General features: G+C 36.9%; 22 protein-coding genes, 1 tRNA gene and 1 pseudogene. 10 read left to right on the top strand and 14 right to left on the bottom strand.

The genetic code is table 11. The annotated features are described in order from the left end of the window. The 4 genes from fad_RS01160 to fad_RS01175 form a co-directional block, all read right to left on the bottom strand. Positions 1–642, bottom strand: coding sequence for a hypothetical protein (locus fad_RS01160; RefSeq protein WP_081141425.1), 642 nt, complete (start codon positions 640–642; stop codon positions 1–3). Between the two features lie 79 nt (positions 643–721). Beyond that, positions 722–1,702, bottom strand: coding sequence for a ParM/StbA family protein (locus fad_RS01165; protein WP_009887246.1), 981 nt, complete (start codon positions 1,700–1,702; stop codon positions 722–724). Between the two features lie 1,058 nt (positions 1,703–2,760). Continuing rightward, positions 2,761–2,952 carry a hypothetical protein gene (locus fad_RS01170; RefSeq protein ID WP_081141427.1) on the bottom strand — a complete coding sequence of 64 codons (192 nt, stop codon included), beginning with the start codon at positions 2,950–2,952 and terminating at the stop codon, positions 2,761–2,763. Positions 2,953–3,358: 406 nt separating this feature from the next. Next, positions 3,359–3,718, bottom strand: coding sequence for a DUF488 domain-containing protein (locus fad_RS01175; protein WP_009887258.1), 360 nt, complete (start codon positions 3,716–3,718; stop codon positions 3,359–3,361). Between the two features lie 105 nt (positions 3,719–3,823). Here fad_RS01175 and fad_RS01180 point away from each other — a divergent pair, with 105 nt between their 5' ends. The 6 genes from fad_RS01180 to fad_RS01205 all read left to right on the top strand — a co-directional run bounded on the left by fad_RS01180 (position 3,824) and on the right by fad_RS01205 (position 9,700). Then, positions 3,824–4,810, top strand: a complete 987-nt coding sequence (locus fad_RS01180; protein WP_009887259.1) for a M48 family metallopeptidase — start codon at positions 3,824–3,826, stop codon at positions 4,808–4,810. Between the two features lie 17 nt (positions 4,811–4,827). Then, entirely contained in the window at positions 4,828–5,496 is a 669-nt protein-coding gene (locus fad_RS01185) for a 16S rRNA methyltransferase (RefSeq protein WP_009887260.1), read from the top strand. A 143-nt stretch (positions 5,497–5,639) separates the two neighbouring features. After that, the gene (locus tag fad_RS01190) at positions 5,640–6,440 is read left to right on the top strand and encodes an aldo/keto reductase (protein WP_081143135.1); all 801 of its coding nucleotides are present in this window, start codon (positions 5,640–5,642) and stop codon (positions 6,438–6,440) included. Positions 6,441–6,728: 288 nt separating this feature from the next. Next, positions 6,729–7,163 (top strand): 30S ribosomal protein S15, encoded by a 435-nt coding sequence (locus fad_RS01195; RefSeq protein ID WP_009887263.1) that lies wholly within the window; start codon positions 6,729–6,731, stop codon positions 7,161–7,163. Then, positions 7,160–8,491, top strand: a complete 1,332-nt coding sequence (locus tag fad_RS01200; RefSeq protein WP_009887264.1) for a DHHA1 domain-containing protein — start codon at positions 7,160–7,162, stop codon at positions 8,489–8,491. The genes fad_RS01195 and fad_RS01200 overlap by 4 nt, the downstream gene beginning before the upstream one ends. A gap of 183 nt (positions 8,492–8,674) precedes the next feature. Then, the gene (locus fad_RS01205) at positions 8,675–9,700 is read left to right on the top strand and encodes a PTO1314 family radical SAM protein (RefSeq protein ID WP_019841622.1); all 1,026 of its coding nucleotides are present in this window, start codon (positions 8,675–8,677) and stop codon (positions 9,698–9,700) included. A 940-nt stretch (positions 9,701–10,640) separates the two neighbouring features. On the opposite strand, the gene fad_RS01210 is transcribed toward fad_RS01205, so the two are convergent. The 4 genes from fad_RS01210 to fad_RS01230 form a co-directional block, all read right to left on the bottom strand. Then, complete coding sequence (locus fad_RS01210; protein ID WP_009887267.1) at positions 10,641–11,060, bottom strand: type I restriction-modification system subunit M N-terminal domain-containing protein; 420 nt, start codon at positions 11,058–11,060, stop codon at positions 10,641–10,643. A gap of 77 nt (positions 11,061–11,137) precedes the next feature. Beyond that, complete coding sequence (locus fad_RS01215) at positions 11,138–12,013, bottom strand: cation diffusion facilitator family transporter (RefSeq protein WP_019841624.1); 876 nt, start codon at positions 12,011–12,013, stop codon at positions 11,138–11,140. 760 nt (positions 12,014–12,773) lie between these two features. Further along, complete coding sequence (locus tag fad_RS01225) at positions 12,774–13,256, bottom strand: hypothetical protein (RefSeq protein WP_009887271.1); 483 nt, start codon at positions 13,254–13,256, stop codon at positions 12,774–12,776. Between the two features lie 130 nt (positions 13,257–13,386). After that, positions 13,387–14,418: a hypothetical protein gene (locus fad_RS01230; RefSeq protein ID WP_155951090.1), complete on the bottom strand. Its 1,032-nt coding sequence runs from the start codon at positions 14,416–14,418 to the stop codon at positions 13,387–13,389. Positions 14,419–14,470: 52 nt separating this feature from the next. On the opposite strand from fad_RS01230, the gene fad_RS09375 reads away from it, so the two are divergent. Continuing rightward, positions 14,471–14,668: a hypothetical protein gene (locus tag fad_RS09375; RefSeq protein WP_196795608.1), complete on the top strand. Its 198-nt coding sequence runs from the start codon at positions 14,471–14,473 to the stop codon at positions 14,666–14,668. Positions 14,669–15,065: 397 nt separating this feature from the next. Here fad_RS09375 and fad_RS01235 read toward each other — a convergent pair whose 3' ends face one another. From fad_RS01235 to fad_RS01240, 3 genes and pseudogenes are all read right to left on the bottom strand, one after another. Continuing rightward, a complete protein-coding gene (locus tag fad_RS01235; RefSeq protein ID WP_009887273.1) occupies positions 15,066–15,380 on the bottom strand; it encodes a hypothetical protein in 315 nt (104 codons plus the stop codon). 255 nt (positions 15,381–15,635) lie between these two features. Next, the gene (locus tag fad_RS09210; protein ID WP_155951091.1) at positions 15,636–15,803 is read right to left on the bottom strand and encodes a hypothetical protein; all 168 of its coding nucleotides are present in this window, start codon (positions 15,801–15,803) and stop codon (positions 15,636–15,638) included. 249 nt (positions 15,804–16,052) lie between these two features. Continuing rightward, a pseudogene (locus tag fad_RS01240) lies at positions 16,053–16,802 on the bottom strand (transposase); the annotation flags it as partial. 269 nt (positions 16,803–17,071) lie between these two features. Between fad_RS01240 and fad_RS01245 the strand changes: the two are divergent. Then, a complete protein-coding gene (locus fad_RS01245; RefSeq protein ID WP_081141428.1) occupies positions 17,072–18,019 on the top strand; it encodes an MFS transporter in 948 nt (315 codons plus the stop codon). A gap of 44 nt (positions 18,020–18,063) precedes the next feature. On the opposite strand, the gene fad_RS01250 is transcribed toward fad_RS01245, so the two are convergent. From fad_RS01250 to fad_RS01260, 3 genes are all read right to left on the bottom strand, one after another. Continuing rightward, entirely contained in the window at positions 18,064–19,299 is a 1,236-nt protein-coding gene (locus fad_RS01250) for a tyrosine-type recombinase/integrase (RefSeq protein WP_009887277.1), read from the bottom strand. 42 nt (positions 19,300–19,341) lie between these two features. Beyond that, positions 19,342–19,415, bottom strand: a tRNA-Thr gene (locus fad_RS01255). 192 nt (positions 19,416–19,607) lie between these two features. Further along, positions 19,608–19,901 (bottom strand): 4Fe-4S dicluster domain-containing protein, encoded by a 294-nt coding sequence (locus tag fad_RS01260; protein WP_019841627.1) that lies wholly within the window; start codon positions 19,899–19,901, stop codon positions 19,608–19,610. Between the two features lie 205 nt (positions 19,902–20,106). Here fad_RS01260 and fad_RS01265 point away from each other — a divergent pair, with 205 nt between their 5' ends. Continuing rightward, complete coding sequence (locus tag fad_RS01265) at positions 20,107–22,200, top strand: minichromosome maintenance protein MCM (RefSeq protein WP_009887279.1); 2,094 nt, start codon at positions 20,107–20,109, stop codon at positions 22,198–22,200. Beyond that, the gene (locus fad_RS01270; protein WP_009887280.1) at positions 22,201–22,503 is read left to right on the top strand and encodes a DUF424 domain-containing protein; all 303 of its coding nucleotides are present in this window, start codon (positions 22,201–22,203) and stop codon (positions 22,501–22,503) included. Positions 22,504–22,554 lie beyond the last annotated feature (51 nt).

The raw sequence follows: 22,554 nt of genomic DNA on the forward strand, positions 1-22,554 counted from the left end.
TTAAATAAGTGAGTGAAGGGTAATAAACTCTTTATCATATATGTTTTTTCTGCTAAATTTTACCGGCGTCCTCGATGTATCATATCTATCATCTATCAATGATATCCTGGCCGCTGAAAGGGCATTGTCATGTATTTTATGAGGCGTGCTTGTGTTTTCCTCATTTACTATGACCATGGGTGCTATGTTTTTTAACTGTTTTATTATTATATCTCTGTTAGGGCGATCACCGTTCCCTATCTTTATCATAATGTACCTGTAACTATAGTTTTTCACCACATCTAGAACATCATCCTTTACACCGCATATAGTGGGGCATTCCCAGGCTTCCATCAGTACATTATCTGCCATTACGGCTATTCCTGGCCTTGGCCCCGGGTCTATTCCAATTATAACTCTGGTAAACTGGCTTTTATTAAGGAGTACGGGCAAACTCCGCCTTATGCCTTCTGTAGCTGTGACAGCTTTTATCTGGCCGGGCAATGTAAACGGATCCTGTTCTGAACTAAGTATAACATTTATGTCGCCAGGTATAGAATAAAGGTCAGGTATGCTAAAAAATGGCAGATTCCATCTCTTCAATTCTTTTATAATATCATGGTAAAACTTGAAATCGTGAGTATATATTCCTACACGTGTCATTTATAATATTAAGTATTTCATTGCTAATAAATATTATTATTTAAATTTTTCAGATCTGTTTACAAAAAATAAATTGTATTTATTTTGGTTGTTCAGATGCTGCTATTTTATAACCCAGTACATTCGCAAATTGCATATCTTCCGGTGGAACTTTTATCATATGTCCAGGTGCTATAGTGTCTAATTTGTTTCCGATAAGTATCGATCCTCCTCCGACTGGAAGCAGTGCTGTAATCCTGTTCATGTCTTCCCTCAAGGTTTCCTCTACCTCGTTAACGATTCTAAGGGCTAATTGATCCAGAAGTGGTCCTGAAACATCTGGCCCGCCTATTTCATTTTGCTTAAAAACTATTTTCTCCCCTATGGCATCCCTGGCTACATCTGGGGGAACCACAAAACCTGTTTGCTTACCTATAACTTTGCTCATGCCTGAAACAACATCACCAATTCCCGCCTGTATACTGAAAGAGTCCTCTATGATCGGCTCCATATTTTTCAAATTAATTGTCAGGACATCGGTTGTTTTGAATCCTATATCTATAATTACGCCATTTCCATATTGTGTCTTTAATATTCCATGATTCAACGCATAAATGGCCGCACCTACCCCCTGGGGACGCATAACCAGTTTAGATATTTTAAAATCCTGTTCAGTTCCCTGTGCAGACTTTATCTTTAAAGTTTTTCCCTCAAGGAGTTTTGCAGCTTCCACTACTTCCCTATCGAAACTACCAAGCTGCACCCCACTGGAGAGTGTAACATCCGTTTTTTCTCCTTCATGCCCAATTCCACTTGTCCATAATGCTCCGGCTAAAAGCTGAATAGCATTCGGATCAGTAAGCCTTCCGTCTCCCTGTGGCTCTCTTAAATTAGTTCCCGTAGCATCCTCGCCGAAGATAAATGACTCACCGTCATTAACGGATATTACAGGTATATTACCTCCTATTCCCCAGTTACGTGATTCAGCGGGGGTCCATCTGGATGGAAATTTAGCCTTTTTATTTCCCTCCGTTACTAATTTGGTATCTCCATATCCCAAGTCAACTCCCAGTATTACCAATTTCTATCACCTCTGAAAAAATTCATAGAATATGATATATATTATATATTTAAATATTTGTCTAAATATGATAATTTTTTGATAATAACTAAATATATATGTCGTACAATGTCTTATTTTGTAGAATATATTCAAATAAATGATGATATATAGATTTTATAGCCATATTTTGCCAGAAATATGAAATATAAAATTATACCAACAGAAATATTGTATATTACTTTATTTGATAGATGTTATTTTATAATATAACTAGATTCTATATTAAAGCAATTCCGGTAAAAAAATAAATATGGATTTGCAATACACATTAACGGATAGGTGGCAGAGAAGCTATGCGTGAGACTGCAGATCTCATCTACTTGGGTCCAAATCCCAACCTATCCTATACTCTATTGAGTGCTAAAAGATTTATTATATAAAGAAACGAAGTAATTATTATAATTCATTTGAGCCCTTTGACCTTTATATCAAAATTCTTAGAACATAATGCACGACAACGGCTTAAATTTAATGCGAAAGCACCTCATGGTTTTTATACAAAAGGCAATTACAAAACTGCAATATAAGTTATCCAGAATTAAAATAAAAATAATTATGTAATTTAATTGAGCATCTTCACTCCTTTTATCATATAAGGACTATATAGTCGTTAGTTTGCGGGAGGACTATACCAATTATAGCACATATAATATTACGTCCATGAAATAAATAATAATAGTAGATTGTTAAAGAAAATAAGATTGTGTTTTAATTTACATACTCATATTAAGTTATATTTAATACCTTAATACATTAAGTCGGTTGCCGTGAGTTAAGACCCTATTTACGTATATATGCAATATATGATTTAACGCGCGAGGCAATATAATATCATACCTGAAAATATTATTTTGTAATTTCATTAACCTTTATGGACGTTATATCTTAAAAGGTCTATATAGACGTTAAGTCCCAGGATGTCTATACACATCGTGGAATATACGGATATAATGCACGCGGGAGAAAGGCGAAATATTAGAGTGGAATTTGATAAGTAGAATAAGGTATCTCATATTTTAGCAAATTACGATTTTCATTATCTCCATTAGTTTTTCTCCAAGTTCGCTGTTTGGTATCACCGTGAGATTGTATGTAATAGCCTTTAATCCAATTGCAGTATAATAATCCTTGTTACTTGAATGTAGATCAATTATCCTCACCCTCCTTGAAAGAGTTTTAAAACTAGGCACTTCTTTGAGTCCAGACATTACGATATATTATTTATGATTGTGAGGAATATTCTGGCTGATCTGTAAGGTATATTGAAAATCTCCAAAACTATCACAACCTTAACTATCTATCTGTGTACTTTCTTTTCCTATCATCAGGCGAAACAATATTATCTGTGATTTCCATAATCAATGAGATTTGCTGTGAGGGCATATCCCATTATTGTTTTTTTGTTAATAATGTTCGACATTTGTCCGATGTCTTATGAAATATGAGGCACATTAATTAAATTCATTATTAACCGGAGAGTTTATATTTACACATAATTACATACACAACCGTTCCAATGATTATGTTGTTATTAACATCAATATTATTTAATGTAAAGGATAATGGATCAATTAGAAATAAAAAGGCAATAGCAATATCAAAAAACTAAATTTTTTATGAAATATGGCTATCTATTGATTCCACTATATTTTTAAGTGCAACGGCGCTGTTGTGTTCAACATTCCTGGCAGAATATACAAATGTAACCTTAGTATGTTCTTTAACAAGTTCTTTTAGTTTTCCAATTTCCTCATTGCCTGACAGTTCTATAGTATACCGCTTAACAAATTCTTCCCATTTTTCATCCTCATGGTTAAACCATTTCCGCAGTTCCGTTGATGGGGCTATGTCTTTCATCCACAAATCTATATGTGCTTTCTCCTTTGAAATTCCCCTGGGCCATAATCTTTCAACCAGAACCCTGAAACCCTCCTCTGGAGTGTATTTATCATAAATCCTCTTTATGTATATCATTTATTAAAAATCCCGAGTGCATTAATAAGTTTATGGTATCCAGCTTCAATTGAATCTGGAAATAATTAACAATATGTTAAATAAAGGATTTGAATTATTATAGATATGACGCCAGCGGATAAAAAGCAAATTCTCCAGAAATCAGCAATATTATCCAATTTATCCTTAATTATTATATTCTTTGTTTACATAATTCTCTCTGAAATTCCATTCACAGTATATACCATACTTGTCATGGTTAGCATAATTATCATAAACAGCCTTCTATTCATGCATTTCAAGGATGCAATGCGCGACCAGGAATCTGATGAAAACATATTTCAGTATATTACAGATGACCTGAGCTGGAGATATGTAACATATCTTTCCATATTTTTCCTTGCAATGTTGATTGCACAGGGATATATAAAAATCGTAGATACCTATTCATATCTCGTTATATTGAATGCATTTATAATATTCATATGGTCTATCTCTGCCAATAATCCTATGGTAAACATTCTTGTCAGGAAATCAGAAAAACTCCAGGACATTTATTTAAACAATGAAGCAGCGGATCTATCAACCCAGATGGGTATAAAAGAGCCGGAAATTTACGTAATCAATACAAATGGGAGAATAGCCAATGCCTTTGAGATAAATAAAAGGGAATCCTATGTTTTTATAACCAGTTATTTGATGTCTATACTAAACCATGACGAGATTGTTGGGGTCCTGGCCCATGAACTTTCGCACATAAAACTGGGGCATAACCGTAAAACAACAATGGTTAATTTTGTTGTATTCATCATAATGCTGAACCTGATTTCACTGGCAATTACCTCCACAAATGCACTGTTATTTTATTTAACTCCTGTATTTATCATTATATTATTTTTATTTATCTTTCTTGTTTCTCCTGCCATAAAACGGCACAATGAAACTGAAGCAGACCTTAACGCCGTAAAATATGTGAATAAGGATTACCTCATTAACGGCTTAAGAAGAATAGCAGAAACAGACAAAATCCCGGAAAATGTAATGAGATCTTTGAGCCTGGACCACCCTTCCACCGAAAAAAGAATCAAACTCATAGAAAATAGTAAATCCTGAATTAGCATTTATTATATATGCTCAGGTTAATCATAGCGGATGCGGAACTCCAGACAGTTCCGGAAAAAATGGCAAAGGACAGATCAATAAGGAACATTGCAGAAAAAAACCATAAGAACCCAGCTGAAATGCTTCTAGATTCAAATTATATGCATACCACAATAGAAAAATTTTATCCAGGCGAATCCAACAGGAGAGGCAGGCCCGATATAATATACATATTTCTGGAAATGGCTATGGAATCCATATTAAATAAAAATAATATGCTGGATGTTTACGTCCATACAAGGGATAATTTCATAATACATATCAATAATCAAACAAAATTGCCGCGATCATACAATAGATTTCAGGGCTTGATGGAGGACCTTTTCAAAAAACGCTCTATCGAGTATAATGGCAATGAATTGCTTTCTATGGAAGAGGGGAAGATCATACCATTTCTAAAAAACCTCGATGGCAAAACAGTCGTACTTTCACCTGATGGCAAAGAATCTTCATTATCAGGAATAATCAACGATAATGATTTAAATGTTGTAATAGGTGGATTCTCCCAGGGTGATTTCATATCAGACCTCTATGGAAATTTCCCCTCATATAAAATATTCCGTGAAGAACTTACCATATGGTCTGTTGGCATGGAAATAATATCCCAGTATGAACGGTTTACTTCGTTGCTCGGATAATTCCGGAGTATTTCATGTTATTCTATTAAGATGGAATATTGCACGCTTCGAGTTCAGGCATAGGAAATGTTATTCCTGGTTTGACAATACGTCTACTTAAAAACCCTTATTACTGTAATAGAATTAATTAAATGGGGATAAATATGGTTAAACTTGGAAACAAGGAGGTTTCTAGCATTGGTCTGGGAACATATGGGATGGGAGGCAAGAATTCACCGGATTATAAAAATGACGCTAAAGAAGTAGAGGCTATAAAATACGCAATAACAAATGGGATAAATCTTATTGACACTGCAGAGTATTACGGACATGGGCATTCTGAGGAACTGGTAGGAAAAGCAATAAAGGATTTTGAAAGGGAAGATTTATTTATAATATCAAAGGTGTGGCCTGTTAATCTGCATTATAAGGACGTTATCAATTCTGCAAAAGAGTCATTAAAAAGATTGGATACAGATTATATTGATCTTTATCTTATACACTGGCCAAACCCAAAGATTCCTGTTAAGGAAACACTGGGTGCTATGGGCGAATTGCTGGACAGTCATTTAATAAGAAATATTGGAGTTAGCAATTTTGATATAGCCAACCTAACAGAAGCAATAGACCAGCTCAAACATGGAAAAATAATTGCAAACGAGGTAGAATATAATCTGGAGAATTATTATATAGAAGATGATTTAATCCCGTTCTGCGAGAAAAATAACATTAAAATAATAGGCTATTCCCCACTGAACCAGGGCCGCATAAGCAGTAAAATAAACCATGTTGCAAAATCACTTGGCATGTCCAGTATACAGTGTACCCTCGGATACCTGAAGAAAAAATCTATACCTATACCTAAAGCATCCAGTATTTCACATATTAATGAACTGGTAGAATGCATGAATATTGATCTGGATGAAAATGAATATAACAGAATTAAGGAAGCTGTAAGAAGATAATTTAGTTCATTCAAGAATTTTCTGGATTTTATTTAAATGTAACCACATTTGTCATATTTTTATTTTGATTTAAAACCCGTAATAGTATAATGAGAAATATCTGGATCAGTTCAGTATTTATTTTATCTACTGCATAAACTTCCTGCCATAGCATTTCCTGTATACACCTTACAAAAATATAAACGCAGGGTATTATCAAGGAATGGTACAGAAGATAAAAAATAAAATATATAAAGATAGAAAAAACAAAAAGAATAAATTTATAGTAATAATACCATATGGATTTCAATGGCACGAATGCACACAAGAAAGAGAGGAAAATCAAGATCCACGAGACTCGTACTGGCTGAGAAGCCCTCATGGATGCAGAATGATGATGAAATAAAGGAAGAAATATTAAAATTCAGAAAGGATGGCTTATCAAATTCTATGATAGGCATTAAACTCAGGGATCAGTATGCTGTACCGGGTGTCAGGCCTGTTCTTCATCAGAAAATGGGAAAAATACTTGAAGAAAACGGCATTAAGGATGAGATACCTGAAGATCTGGCTTTTCTTCTGAAAAGATACAAGAATGTTTCACAGCATCTGGCTCTGAATAAGAAAGATATAAGCAATAAAAGGGGAAGCCAGCTTATAATGTCCAAAATTTTACGCCTTATGAGATATTACAAGCGTACAGGCAGATTGCCCGCAGACTGGTCCCTGAAAAGAGCCCTATGATTTATGACATTTTAGGGGACTCTCTCTTTAATATTTTACACCAGGCAGGTGAAAAACTTAAGGAAGAAAAGTATGTCCGTGTACTCGCACATTATGACGGTGATGGTGTCAGTTCATCAATAATACTTCTTAAAGCGCTGGAGCGCCTGGATATAAAGTACCATTTATCATATATAAAAAACCTTGACAATGAAGGTTTCAGGTCACTGTATGAGGAAGAAGCAGACTCGTTAAATATCATTGTTGATGCCGGTTCCTCCCAGATTCCAGCTATAGCAGACCATTCAAATTTTATAATTCTGGACCACCATTTTTACAATAAAACGGAAACATCCTGCATAAATATAAATGCCCGGGATTTTGGCATCAATGGCACAAGGGATGCCTGTGGGGCTACAATGGCATACATATTTGCACTTGCACTTGATGAAAACAACCGGGACTTATTCCCATTTTTTATGTCCGGCGTAATGGCAGACAAACAGGATATAGGCGGGCTTTCTGGCCTGAATAAAGATCTTTACAGTGAATATAATTCATATAAAACCCATCACACACTCAATCTTGAGGGCACAATTTCCGATGCAATTACATATTCAATAGACCCTTTCTTTGATGGCCTTACCGGACATCCAGATGAAGTTAAAAAATTTCTTGAAAGCAATGGAATAGATCCGGATAAAAATATTATTGATCTGACAACAGATGAGAATAAAGCACTTGGAAACAGGCTTGCATTGAAAATACTTGAAAACAACGTTGGTTCTGATGCAATAAAATATCTTGAGGGGGATGTTCTTTATTTTGACAATTTAGGATTCTCATCCAAAGAATTGAATTCAATTATAGATGGCAATGCAAGAATAGGTTTGCAATCCCTGCCGGTTCAGTATTTTCTGGGAGATAACAGCGCAGGAAATGATATGGTGGCCAATGTAAAAATATTCAAGACAAAGTTGATCGATTACATATACAGGGCAAAATCAGATTTGAAGGAGGAAAAATACCTCCGCTATTTTTATGCACCGGAATCTGAAATGGCCGGTCCTATAGCCGGGGCAATAGCTCTCTACACAGTAAAGCCAGATAAGCCTGTAATTGGATTTAACAGCGGCACAGACGACGTCAAAATATCATCCAGGGGATCACGATACTCAGTCAGCAGGGGATTAAACCTTTCTGAAGTAATGAAAACCGCATGCGCTGCTGCCGGAGGCTCCGGTGGCGGGCATGACATTGCAGCAGGTGGAGTAATTCCAAAGGGCAGGGAGAAACAATTTCTGGACGCTGCCAATGAAATGATAAAATCACAGATTAAGATATTTTAAGCTTTAATTGCGTTGTTTCCATATTTAACTTATGTTTCAGTACAATTTTACTTGATGAATATTTTTCCGGAATTATCACATATATCATCAATTAATCCACTTTTTAATAATTATCCGGGCAATTCTATCTATTATTCTAAAAGCTTATATAGGCTGATAGGTTATTATTAGTTGGGTAGTTTTATGTCGGTTTATAATGCAGTTGTTTTAAGATCAATAAAAAGAAACATGTCGAGAGTTAAGAATAAAAAGTTACCTACAATAGCAGGCCATAAGCTATTGTATGAATGCAACTTAAGATGCAAAATGTGTCCGTTCTGGAGGAGGCCAGATAGCAAACTTCTGTCTATGGAACAGGAAATAGCAATGATGGAAAAACTGAAAGAGGGTGGAGTGTCATACCTTGGATTTGAGGGCGGTGAGCCCCTTCTTAGAAATGATACCCCGGAAATATTGAAAGAAAGCCACAAGAGATTTCATACATCCATGGTAACAAATGGATGGCGCCTTGAGAAGAAAATAAATGAAATACACACTTCTTTAGATTTCCTTTTTGTCTCTATTGATGGAAGCAAAGAGGTGCACGATACCATGAGGGGAATGCAGGGTTCATTTGAGCATGCAGTAAGGGGAATCAATGCATCAAAACATATGGTACCAGTTGCCATGAGTTCAACAATTACAAGAGAAAACATAGATAGCATAGGAGATATACTTGATCTAGGTGATAAGTTAGAAGTCCCGATAAATTTTCAGATAGAATATGACTATTCAACAGCAGAGAAAATATCACCCGAAAAGGAAAAACTCCTTGGCGCTCTGAATATGCTTATTGATAGGAAGAAAGCCGATGGCCCTATAATGAATACTGTACAGTATTTTGAGGCAATAAGGGATTCCTGGTTTTACGGATATAAATGGGAATGCAGGCCATGGCTTACCATAAACATTGACCCGGAGGGCAGGGTTGTGACCCCATGCTATATCATCAACGAATATTCAGGATCTGATTATGTATGGAACATAGACATTAAAAAGATGTGGAACACATTTGACTGGGAACCCTACAGAACCTGCAATAAATGTGCATTATCATGTTACCTTGAACCTTCCCTGTTTAAATGGACAAGGCCGGCAATGGTAAAAAGCAGAATAATAGATGCCACTATAGATTACATAAAATTCAGTGCGTCAAAGAGAAATTTTTAAACTATTTATAAGCCGCCGACGGGATTAACATTAAAAGGTTAAAGCTATAAGCTAAAAATACCTAAATTATTTTTTTTCTTTATATACTCACGATCCGGTTTTTGTAATATAAAAATACAATTATATAATCGCATGATTATTTTATAGTTTTAAGCCAGGTTAAAATTTAACCCTTGAGTTATAAAAAATATGGCCATAATTGCAACTTTTAATCTTGCCTTAATTTTCATACCCTATAATGCCATTTTACAAGGCAATTTTACAAGGCAAAGTCATTTACTGGTATAACTACACCCTAAAAGTAAGTCATGCTCCAAAATCATAAAGGAAACCTGTTATTTTTTTCCAGGTTATCTGCCAATTTTAACATACATAAAACAACTCATGCAGAAATCTTAACCTTTACCTCTTGATTCACAATTATATAATAATAGGAAAGCAGCCGCCGCCATGTTAGATATTTCATAAAGGATCCAGAGAAAAAAATCTCCATATAGCAATCCCCTATATCCCTCTCTCTTGCGTCAAGCAAATGCGAAAATGCAAAAAATAAGCAAAATCCATTGAAATTATTATGTTTAAAATTTCGTAAATGCAAAAAAATGCGAAAATAAAAGAGATTAACTTCCCCTTAAGAAATACATACAGAAACCGGCATAAACCTGGATTTCACCCAATGGTATATAATTGACATGGAGATAATTCCAACCCTCCACAATATTTTGGTTATATACAGTTATTTAAGGTATGAGGTATTTTTCTATCTACCTTTCTATAAAATATTCAGTTAAACTTATAGTCATGGTTTTCAAAATAAAGCAACCTTGGTTGGGATTATCATTTTCTATGTTAGATTATCCAAAAAAATTTAGCAGGGAGAACTAAAATTGACCTACCTGAGCTTAAGAATGGGATTGAATGTATAAGGTAAATCATGCTATCAAATCATATAATAAAATATACTCTGTAATCTCAAATCTATGAAATCTATTCTATTTACTATTTCATCAAGCTCTTTGTTTTCCTTTGCTATTTCATTTATACCCCTTGACATGTTTTCTTTGAGCTTTTCCCTATCTTTCCTTATATTGTTACAGAGAGCATTCTCAGGAACCATAAAGTTATGGAATTCATTGCTGACTGCACGTTTGCCTGCCTCTGATTCGTCAATGCCTGCTTCCTCCATGATTTTTGACATGGCATCCTCAACTTCCTCTTTCCACCCGTCACTCAGTCTTTTAATAAATAAGAGAATCAGAATATATTTGTAATCCACAGATGTCCGTACTAGATCTGCAGCATTATCCATCAATTTAACCAGATCATTTTTTGTAATTTTGCGAAAACAGTCAACTGCCATAGAACTCTAAAGTATCAGTGCACTCTTATATTTGGAGTATACTATACGTGGTATGTGTCATTAAGAATTTATATGATTTAGATATTGTCTCCATTGTTGGACTCAAATTGTACTGTAACATGATTGACACCGTATTTTGACAGTATTCTTTCGATGTCTTTCCTCACGGAATCAAGTTCACCTATCTGCATCTGAGAAGGTATACTCATATGCAGGGTGGCCACTCTCTGGTGCTGGCATATGTCCCAGATGTGCAGATGATGTACACTTGGAAACTCCTTCCTAATCATCTCTTCAACCTCTTTGACACTGACGGAAGAGCCTTCGAGCAGTATGTTAACGTTTCTCCTGAACATATTGCGGTTTCCGTATAGTATTATGAAGAGAACAATGTAGCTCCCCAGGTAGTCAAGATACTGGCTGAAGAAGTAGAACGGCAGTAGCGAGAATGCCAGTACTATAATCATTATTGCAAGGTCCTGCAGTGTATGAATGAACATAATCCTGAAGTTGGACTTTTCGTCATGTTCAATAGTAACTCCTGCCACTATCAGCAACGGAATGGCTATTATAGCCGATAAGGCGGTGCTGCCACTTGAGATTGGAATGCCGTGTATCAGCAATTCCGTTGTGAGTATTGCAGAATATGCTGAGATTGCAATGAACAGTGTGATAATCGTGATATTCAGCAGTGCCTCGACTCTATGGAAACCGTATGAGTGAAATTCATCCGTAGGTTTATTCGAAATTCGGTTAACCAGGAAAATCATTGATATCGACAAGGCGTCTACCAGACGGTCGGATACCACGGAAAGGGATAGTGGATTATCGGACTCCAGGTAAGAATAGAGGAACAAACCGAGAATAATCCAATATAATAAAGCAGTGATAACATTGTTCTCCGACCTGCTCCACTTAATTTTGGACAGTTTTTTAGTGTAATGTTGAGACACTTCTATTCATCCTCTTCATATTAATTTTCCTGTTTCTCAATCTCCTTTCCTCTTTTTTCTTTATCCCATCCATAAACCTGTTCCTGAATTCCGTTTATTTCTAAGGCTGTTTACTGTTCCCATTATCTCTTTCCTCTATAATTTTTTTTACTCATCGATAACCAGTGCTTGGTCACCTACCAGCCTTTTCAATTTTTCATTCTTTCTGGTATTCATTATCTCCAGATCTGCCGGCTCCATAGAATCCCGTTTTCCCAGATTCTATAAATTTATCCCTCCATTTATAGAAGTTGGCTCCTAATACTCCCATGCCTCCTGCATAGCTCTGCTATACTATTAGTTGTAAATGATTCTATTACTATTCTACCTTTTCATCTGATGTAAATTTCTCCATTATATCACTTCCTCATATTCCACTTGGTAACTGTCCAAATAATAAAGGGTATGCACCACTACACATTAAAATTAAGGAGTTATTTATATACCCCCTGATCTATTTTTTGTTGTCCGAAAAAGAACTCTTTGCCGGACATGTGTTTGCAGGGCATACACCTGTACAGTTGGTGACCGGCTGAGTTGCTGCATCATTTGATGATATCTTTTCCCCTATCCTTATTGTAGTATCTGCAACGCACATTCAGGCAGGTTACAGACTAGACTTCACATGGCTTGCCCATGAGAGGCAATAACGAGGAGGTATCTTAATAAATGTAAATCGGGACGCTGCCAAAAGTTAATTCCGCTTAATACATATGACTTGTCATGAATGCAAATGCGCAGCCTTGGATTCTATCGAAATTGAATAAAGCAGAAAAACGAACGAAATGACTGCGATGATAAACCCAATGGACATAGTGAAAGAGAAAGTATTATTCTGGAAGTTAGAAAATATGAATTCGAGACCGCTTAATCCAGCAAGTAAAATCGAGATTGATGCTATTGCACTTACGACCATCGATTTATAGTCCCCCAGCATCAGGGTCATCATAAATATCATTAATGACAACAGTCCAATAAGAACGCCAATCATCATATGAACCATAAGTTCAGGAATTGAAAACATAATATCCATCATTCCATACATCGGAAAGGCATTGTTATATGAAGGATAGACTGCAAAGAGATTCATCCACATTCCGATTATGAACTGCACTGCAAGAAGAGATAATTCAGCCACTATGGCTATGGACAAGAAGTGAGTGCCCTGCCCATTGAATTGAAACACGTGTCCTCTAGACGTCATGATTTTACCTGTATATTCCAATATCCGAGAGAACTATTAAAGCTTTCCTAAAATGCTATGGCAATTACATTCCGTTAGGTGAATAATTGTATGCCTCTCTGGATCATTGCCTCAAAGTTCATAATTTCCTCTAAGCGGCCTGAATATTTCTTGACGCCTGAGCCGCATTCATCATCTGATCGTTGTATGGAGTATCGCTCAGATTGTCCTCAAGTATCATTCTTGTTCCATCAGCTACGAGTTTATTAACAGTGCTCACTGTCATACCAGGTTTCCTGAAATGTTCTCTCCGCTTTGCAAATACAGCGGAGATCCCATCCGAACCAAAGACAGTTTTCACGTAGATCGGGTTGTCCAGGTTCTGGAACAGGGCAAGCTGGACACCGCTCTGTGCCAGAACATGCCCTGTTGCTGTATTGCCATTTCGTTTCCTCACATTCCTCCTGATCTTCCTGAAGAACCTCTCCATGCCGTTGTTCGTCCTTGGCATGGTTCCATCTGCGTTGTTTGCAAACAGCATGATTTCACGCTCATGGTACCTTTCAATGATGTGTTTCGCAGCCCTGATTATGTGAGGAGCTATGTTCTCATGAAGGTATACTTCCATCTCCCCTATGACCGTGTTGCACTGATCGTGAATGGATGCATCATCCGGAATGTCATCCGACAGATTGCCCTTTTCCGGGATCCGGAAGGCAAATCGAAGCTTCTGGAAGAGCATGTTCACCTCGGAGAGTTTCTTTGCAGTTTCCACTATGCTCTGATCGGTTACTATGCGGCCTATGTATTTCCTTGCACTGCTGATCAGTTCCATGGATTCTTCGCCTGCTGCCTTTTCTGAAAGCTCAGATAAGAGCTTTCCCGCTTCTTTCAGTGAAGTGAAGAAGTTCAGGTGGTTCAGGGAGAACGGGAATCCATAGCCTGAACTACCGTTAACCGAAAGAACCGGTTCAATTATTCTCCTTATGGCCATGATCTCCATCTTTCCCCGGTCGGAACAGAACCCGTTTTCTATCTCTTCCAGTGTATTCTGATCGTAATCAGGCATTGATCTCAGAATGGATTTCAATGCCGATTTTATCCCCTTCCTGTTTATCTTGAGACCGAGATTGTTATGCATGTCCACCATCAGACCCTTTCCAAGGTCTCTGAGAAAGTGCATCAAGCAGATCCTTATGGGCATTCCATGGAAGACCTCTGCAAGGGCGGTGAGTATGCCCGATCTCATATCGGATATGGATCCTGATGGCGATCCGAATCTTTCCTTCACCTTCATCAGGATGTCCTTGATGTTCTCATATGATTCCGAGGCGTATTTCTCCGCATGGAGAGTGAAATTAGATATCGAATCCCTTACAACGACGATCATGTCAAACTTCGAATCCGTCGTTCCGTCTATCTGCAACACATAATTATGCATGGCACCCTTCAGCTTTTTCCAGCTTTCCTCATGAATCCTGGATAATATGCGGAGTGCCATGTTCGTCACATTCCTTGCATGGCTCCCGCTTATTCCCCTCATCCCGCCCTGTTCGGATATTTCCGAGCAGCTAAGTCCATGGATGAACCTGCCCATGGAGGCCTCAATCATGATGTCATTGGCGTATATGCAGTGTGGATTAACGATGGACTTCAGCCTTTCGGATCTGAACATTGTTCCATGTCTTCTGCATCCCATGATTTTATGGACTGCGGTGAACTCGCCCATCTCCCATGATCTGATCGTCCTCCTCTCCGTCTTGTATTCCACAAGACGGGAATGGCACTGAGGGCAGACAGTGCGATCCGTCCGGAATATGATCTCCGAGATCATTTCAGCCTCAGGAAGGTCTTCTTCAGCTTGAGATCGTTCTCTATCATGATCTTTGTTATTGGCCATGAATCATACTCGATCCCGATCTTCTTCAGGATCGAATCTATATCCTCCTGGCTTATCTTCTTGTCCAGGAGCCTTTTGATATAGGGCAGTATGTCCTCCAGTTTGATCTCATTCTTCGAATGCAGGTCCTTTCCAAGGTATCCAACATACTTCTGCACAACCTTTCCTTTCACACGCTTTTCGTCAACAAGGCTGTAATAGGTATTTCCATCCTTTCTTGTTACTTTTTTAGGTCTCACTGTCATGTGGACTGTAATTACATCCCACAATATAAATGTTTCGGTACGCCGTATTTTACGCAAGAAATGATACAAAACATTGCTATTCATCTAACGGAATATAATTGCCATAGCTAAAATGCTATGCCGGACATTGACTGTCTGTGCTGTATATAGTATTTATACCAGTAATTAACATGTCAGAATTCTATGTTTTAACAGATTTTATTGATTGAAACAGTTTATCTGTATATGGATTGTCTTTTATTCTGCTGTTTATTATCATATCAGTGCCCTTTTCAACAAGCTGTATAATCTTTTATGTGTCATTCCATTATTCCTGTATGGCATAATGTGCTTTGCCAGTACTGAAGCAATATTGTTGTTTCCAAATACTGCCTTTACATAATCCTTATTCTCTATTGGTGTGTCCCCTCTAAATTTGGACACTTATGATGATATGGTTAGATTAATAAAATCATTTATTTTGCTGTATCTCCATAGGCGAACCTTATCATCATATTTTTACAGTATATCCGTGTGATTTTTACTGGGTTACTAGGTAAATTATGTTCTGGGAATGGTTAATCCCTATCTTCGTATATCTGCCAATAATCGCGAATATAGCACACTTTTGGGATATTATAATATTTTTATATATTCTCAATTATAACCGTCCTAAATTAAGTGGAATAGATCATACTCCCTCCTTTTATTATCAATATCCGGTGATACAAGCCTCAATTCCAATCCATTCCTGAACCCTACAATCTTAGAGTTGAACGTTTCCTCTTTTATTACAGTATAATCGGCATTCTTCCTGAGCCTTGAAACAAAGTTAATATTATTCTCCTTTAATTCCTTAAGCCTGTCATAGCTATAGTACCCTAAATCAAATGTTAAAACAGTATTGCCAGACATGTATTCGTTTATATGCCATAACAGATCATCAAATACTTTGGAATCATTTACATTTGCAGGTGTTATTATTGCCTTCAATGGCAATGCATAGTGATTTGTTTTAGCTGCAATATGGATCTTTATCCCATTTCTCCTTTTCTCCCTCTGGTATATGCCGGAACCATTAACCATTGTTTCTATAAATGTAGAATCTATTGCCAGAATACTGTATAGTTTGTCAAGATAATCATGGTATATATCATACCTGTGTGCCTTTATGAATGTGTTTAAAAGGCTGTAGAATACCTTCTCAGATATAGTGTATGGCCTTTTATTGTTGAGCTTTGACAGCTGTGATTTGCTTATTCCATTGTTATATGCTATATCTGTAAGGTCATTCTTTTTAATTATCCCTTTTGCTAATATGGATAGATGTGCTGACAGGTTAAACTTCTTAGAATAGCTGTCTATGCCTATTCCTTCAACCTTTGATTCCCTTGATATTTTATTGCAGTGTTTTTTAAGAATTTTATTGACATGCTTGAACATGATTATAAATTAAGGCTCTTCGCACTTTCGTATGGGTAAATAAAAATGATAGACCGCAGAGAGGCTTCATTTATTGGGTTTTATCGCTCATCATAAAAGACTGGTCTCGCTGGGCATCCGCTAACTCCCACTGACCTTAAAAAACCGGCTTTCCTTGTTATCCCATTGATGGGGACCCACATGAAAGTGGGAAGAACCTAAATTAAATCATAGAATAAATATGATACGGTCATACATAATGGTTAAATACTGGAAACTGGTATGTTATTATTGGAATTGTTTTTGAGATTATTGGTATCATAGCTTTTTTATTGGCAGGTAATGCACCAGAACTATTTCTAGCAAGGGCTATGCAGGGTTTAGCAAGTGGTGCAATATCTGGTCCAGCAGGTGCATTATTATTTCATTATCGTGGAAAAACAGGTGCAATCCTAACATCTTTTTCAACATCATCAGGAATCGCGGTGGGGCCATTACTTGGCGGTTTTATGGCTGAATATTTACCTTTCCCTTTAAAACTGGTATATATTATCTCATTAATAATTACTATAATTCCTTTTATTTTTATTATTCCTGTAATAAATAGATTCAGAATAGATAACAATCATAATGTTTTTAAATTCCATTTTCCAAAACTGGATATGGAAGCAAAGAATTTATTTATATTAAGTGCAGCCACAGCATCTATTGCCTGGTCTATTACCGTATTTTATTTGTCTTTGTCACCGTTTTATATTATAGAGTTATTGAACATTTCAAATATAGCAATAACAGGTTTATTAGTATTTTTGATGTTAGTAATATCTTCAATAATGCAGATTTTATCAATGAAAATTAATATATTTAATTCTTTAACTATTGGGATAATTTCTATTATTATTGGCATTATCCTCATTATTGTATCATTGCCGTTTAAATCTATATTAATTTTTAGTGCAGCAACAATCACGATTGGAATAGGGGGCGGATTTGCCTTTACAGGAGCTACCAGGGGAATCAGGACAATTGCACCTCCATTAAGAATGGGTAATGTTTTATCAAATTATTATATGATACTTTATTTCTGTATGGGATTTTCTGATATTATTCTAGGACTTATAGATAATATGTTAGGATTATTCAATGGGATTTTATATTATGGTTCCAGTTTAATAATTATTTCATTAGTAATTATAATATTTCTATATAGGCATAGAATGAAAATAATTATAGATTAATATCGTTTTATATTAGATTTTTATTATATAAATATTATTGATTTTTATTTCTCACCATTCCTGGATTCTTCTTTGAATCTCTTCAGCAGCTCCGGATCCTTTAAAATTTCTTCCAGGATTTCCTCAATCATTTTATTTTTGAATCCTTCCGGGGCTTTTTCCAGGATGCTCTTGGTCATTCCAGGTATAACAGAGGAGCTTTTCAGTGTGGACACAATATTGTTTTCCTTATCCTTGTATTCCAGGGCCAGCTTCTCATTGAATGGCATAAAGCAATTTGTGCAGTATAATGCAGTTGAAGCGTTTAAATGGTCGCATCTCGGGCATTTCTTAGGCTTTTCCTCTATTATCCGATCCTCATCTACATGTATTCCATAGGCTTTTAGGATCGCATTATCCTGGCCCCTTCCAGACAAATGCACATATATTGCAGTCATCTGGCTACCATGCACCCATCCCATTTGATTCTCACGTGGTGCTTCCGGAACTTTAGAAGCCAGCATTGAGGCCCTGGTATGCCTGAACAGATGCGGATATATCCTTTTCTCTATTCCTGCACGCCTTCTCACATTAATAAATAATCTTCTGATAGCAGTATATTGCAGCTGCTTATGCATGGTAGTACCCTGCAGGCCGGTAAAAAGGTATTCATCCCTGCCATCCTTGGTTTTTAAGTAATCCCTCAGGTAAGCGATTGAATCTCCTATTATCCTTACACTGCGGTTTCCCGTCTTTCCATGCACATGCAATAATGCACCGTATTCATCATAAACAACATCTTTTATCCTCAGGTCCAGTATTTCCCCTATCCTGCACCCTGAATCGTATGGAATGGAGATAATTGCCTTATCCCTGGCATTGTTGCAGTTGTTAATCATTTCATCTATATCTGCCCTGGTAATAAGATCCATCTTCTTGTCATGGCTTGGCTTCCGGCTAACTTTAAGATTTGCCATATAATCGGGTAGTGTGCCAAATTTCCATCTGTAGAACCGTTTCATCACGTTTTCATAATCAATTAAAGTCTGGTCCGTGTATTTTTTCTTGAAGTCCAGGAGCATTGTTATAATTGCCCTCTTGTCCGGGTTAAGGAACTTATCCTGAAGATTGTTGTAAATAATCCTTAGCTTTGTCAAATAGAATAATTCCCTGAAACCTGTTATGCCTGTTATCTTGACTTCATCAACAAAATCTAATATTGCATTCCTGGCTTCTGCGTTTATCTTCCCTAATCTTGTATGCTCTGATTTTATATCCCTTTCTACCCCATATATTGCCATTACTTTGCTATTGATACAGAGGGATTTAACCTTTTAGCAGTAAGCCGCCGACGGGATTCGGTCCCGCGACCTCGTGCTTACCAAGCACGCGCTCTACCAGGCTGAGCTACGACGGCATTAAAGGTTAATGTTTAGTATGTATAAATTATTTTTGAATTTCACCGGATAAGTATTAGTACCATCTTATTGTTTTCACCGGTCTCAAACATGCCGTAGATGCAATTCCATTAATAAACTGTGTTGAAAGCTATCCATAAATAATTTTAATTGCTAATCAATCTGCAATAGAAGCTAGAAAATAAAGTGCATTATTTTATCGATATGAGCGTAATAGCTTTTTCAGGACATGCTTTAACACAATCTCCGCAGGAATGGCATAGTGCCGGGTCAATAACATACGCCTGTTTGCCACCATGTGCCCTGGCTTTCAATTTTCCAACCAGTGACATATTCTTTTTGTCTTCATCCTTCAGAGGTATTAATTCAAAAACATTGTATGGGCAAATAGAAACACATTCGCCCTTTGCTTCGCAACTGTTTCTGTTTATTGACGGTATCACCAATCCGGTTGTTTTGCAGTTTTCATTAATGTTGTTTGCCATTTGCAGCATCCTTTTCCATATCTATGCTACCTGCGTAAATATATATTTCTTTTTGCCTGTTATGATTACATATCGCCCAGAATGATATGCCACACTAAATGCCAGGCCATTTACAATTCGCAAAAAAGTATATGGATAACACATTTTGTTACCCCCCAGCAGGCTTAATAAAGTGTTAAATACTTATTATCAATAATAATTATACATGATTAGCCAGGACATAGAAGCAGACAATATTAAACGCCAATGGATAGATTTCTTCGACCGTTATGACTATAATGATCAGATTAACAAACTCAGAAGCGACTATCCGGATATAAAATCACTATACATTTCATATAACGATTTATCAGGCTATAGCACCGATTTTATTGAAGGGCTGATGAAGGACCCATATTATTATCTTACAATTGGAGAATTTTATATAAAGGAAACATTGGGAATTACATACAATAAGGTCAGGAGGATAAATATCAGATTGGTAAATGTCCCTGAAATTATTGGTATAAAATATGATATACGCAATGTAAGGAGCAGCAATGTAAATTCATATATCTCAATCAACGGAATAATAAGGAAAAATACAGAGGTATTGCCAAGGCTCCAGAATGCAGCATTCAAATGCCCCGCATGTGGCGAACTTACCATAGTCCCGGAAGACATACAGAAACTTTTTGAGCCTACAGCATGCCAGGCATGCGGATGGAACAAGGGAAAGCTAAAGCTTATCCCAGAGGAATCAGAATTTGTTGATACACAGAAACTTGAGATACAGGAAAATCCGGATACAATAGATAGCACTTCACAGCCACAGAGGATTACACTGATAATAGAAGATGACATTACTGGAAAGATATACCCCGGTGACAGGGTAACCGTATATGGAATACTGAAGGCAGATGAAAAACATATTGGAAATACAATGCTGACTGAATATAATATATATTTAAATGTAAATAATTTCAAGAAAGAAACCAGAGATTTTGAAGAAATTAAAATTAACGATGAGGACGAAAAAAAGATAAAGGAACTGGCAAGGGAGCCAAACATCATAGACCGGCTGGCAAAATCTATAGCACCATCAATATACGGTTTAGACGTTATTAAAAAATCACTTGTATTACAGCTTTTTGGTGGCGTCAGGAAGGTAATGAAAGATGGAACTCATATAAGGGGGGATATACATATACTCATGATAGGAGACCCGGGTACCGCCAAATCACAGCTTTTAAGGTATATGACTTTCATCTCACCGAGAAGTGTATTTGCTTTCGGGAAAGGTTCAAGTGCAGCAGGATTGACAGCAGCTGCAGTAAGGGATGATTTTGGTGAGGGCAGATGGACGCTTGAGGCAGGTGCCCTTGTTCTTGCAGATAACGGTTTCGCGGCAATAGACGAACTTGACAAAATGGATAAAAACGATACTGCATCTATGCATGAAGCCATGGAGCAGCAATCTGTTACCATATCAAAGGCAGGCATAATGGCTACCCTTAAATCAAGATGCTCTATACTTGCGGCTGCCAATCCCAGATTTGGAAGGTATGACCCCATGAAAACCATAGCTGAACAGACAGAATTCCCACCACCCTTGCTTTCCAGGTTTGATATAATTTTTAAATTAATCGATACGCCTAACAGGGAAATAGATGACAAACTGGCAGAACATGTACTTAAAACTAACCGGCTCGGAGAGATATACAGGAGTCTGGAAAACAACAATCTTGAGATCGATATACCTGATGAGGAGAATTTCATAGCAGAACTGGACAAAGACCTGATAAGAAAATATGTGTCATATGCCAAAAATAGAGTGTTCCCAAGGTTGAGTGATGAAGCCATAAGCATATTGAAGGAAGAGTATGTAAAAACCCGTGCAAGTGGCATAGACTCTGTGCCCATCACCGCAAGGCAGCTTGAATCAACAATAAGGCTTGCAGAGGCAGCGGCAAAGGCAAGGCTCTCACCTATTATCACCGTTGAAGATGCACTGCTTGCCAAGGGAGTTGTTGATTACTACCTTAAGGAAGTATCGGCTATGAACGGTCAGGTGGATATTGATATACTTAACACAGGAATAAGTACAAAACAGAGGACCGAACTTGAAGTAATTCTGTCCGTGATTAAGGAAGCTAAAGAAAACAGTGGGGATCAGAAAAAGGCACCGGAAATTGAAACAGTAATAGAGATGTTAAAGCAAAAAGGAATCAGCAGGGAACGGGCTGAAACAGACCTGGCAAGGCTAAAAAGTGATGGGTTTATCTATGAGCCTTCAAATAAAAGGGTAGATGTGATCTGAGTGAATAATATAAATATGAAAATACTCAATATAAACGGGGAGGTCATGCTGGCCGCCGCTGATAGTGAGCTTATCAATAAAGACCTACGGGAGGGAAAGCTTCATCTGAAAATTAAGCCGGAGTTTTATGGAGAAATGAAAGTATCAGAGGAGACATTTCTTTCCTCCCTTGATATATGCACCATAGCAAACCTTGTAGGTGAACATGTGGTAAATGCAGCTATTGATGCAAATTATATTGAAAAGGATAACATAATAAAAATTGCCGGGGTTCCACATGCACAGCTTGCAAAAATTGTGTAATGCTATTGTGCACAGGGCTCCTGAATATAATGGTAAAGGATATATATAGTT

Source organism: Ferroplasma acidiphilum (assembly GCF_002078355.1).
GTDB classification, from domain to species: Archaea; Thermoplasmatota; Thermoplasmata; order Thermoplasmatales; family Thermoplasmataceae; genus Ferroplasma; species Ferroplasma acidiphilum.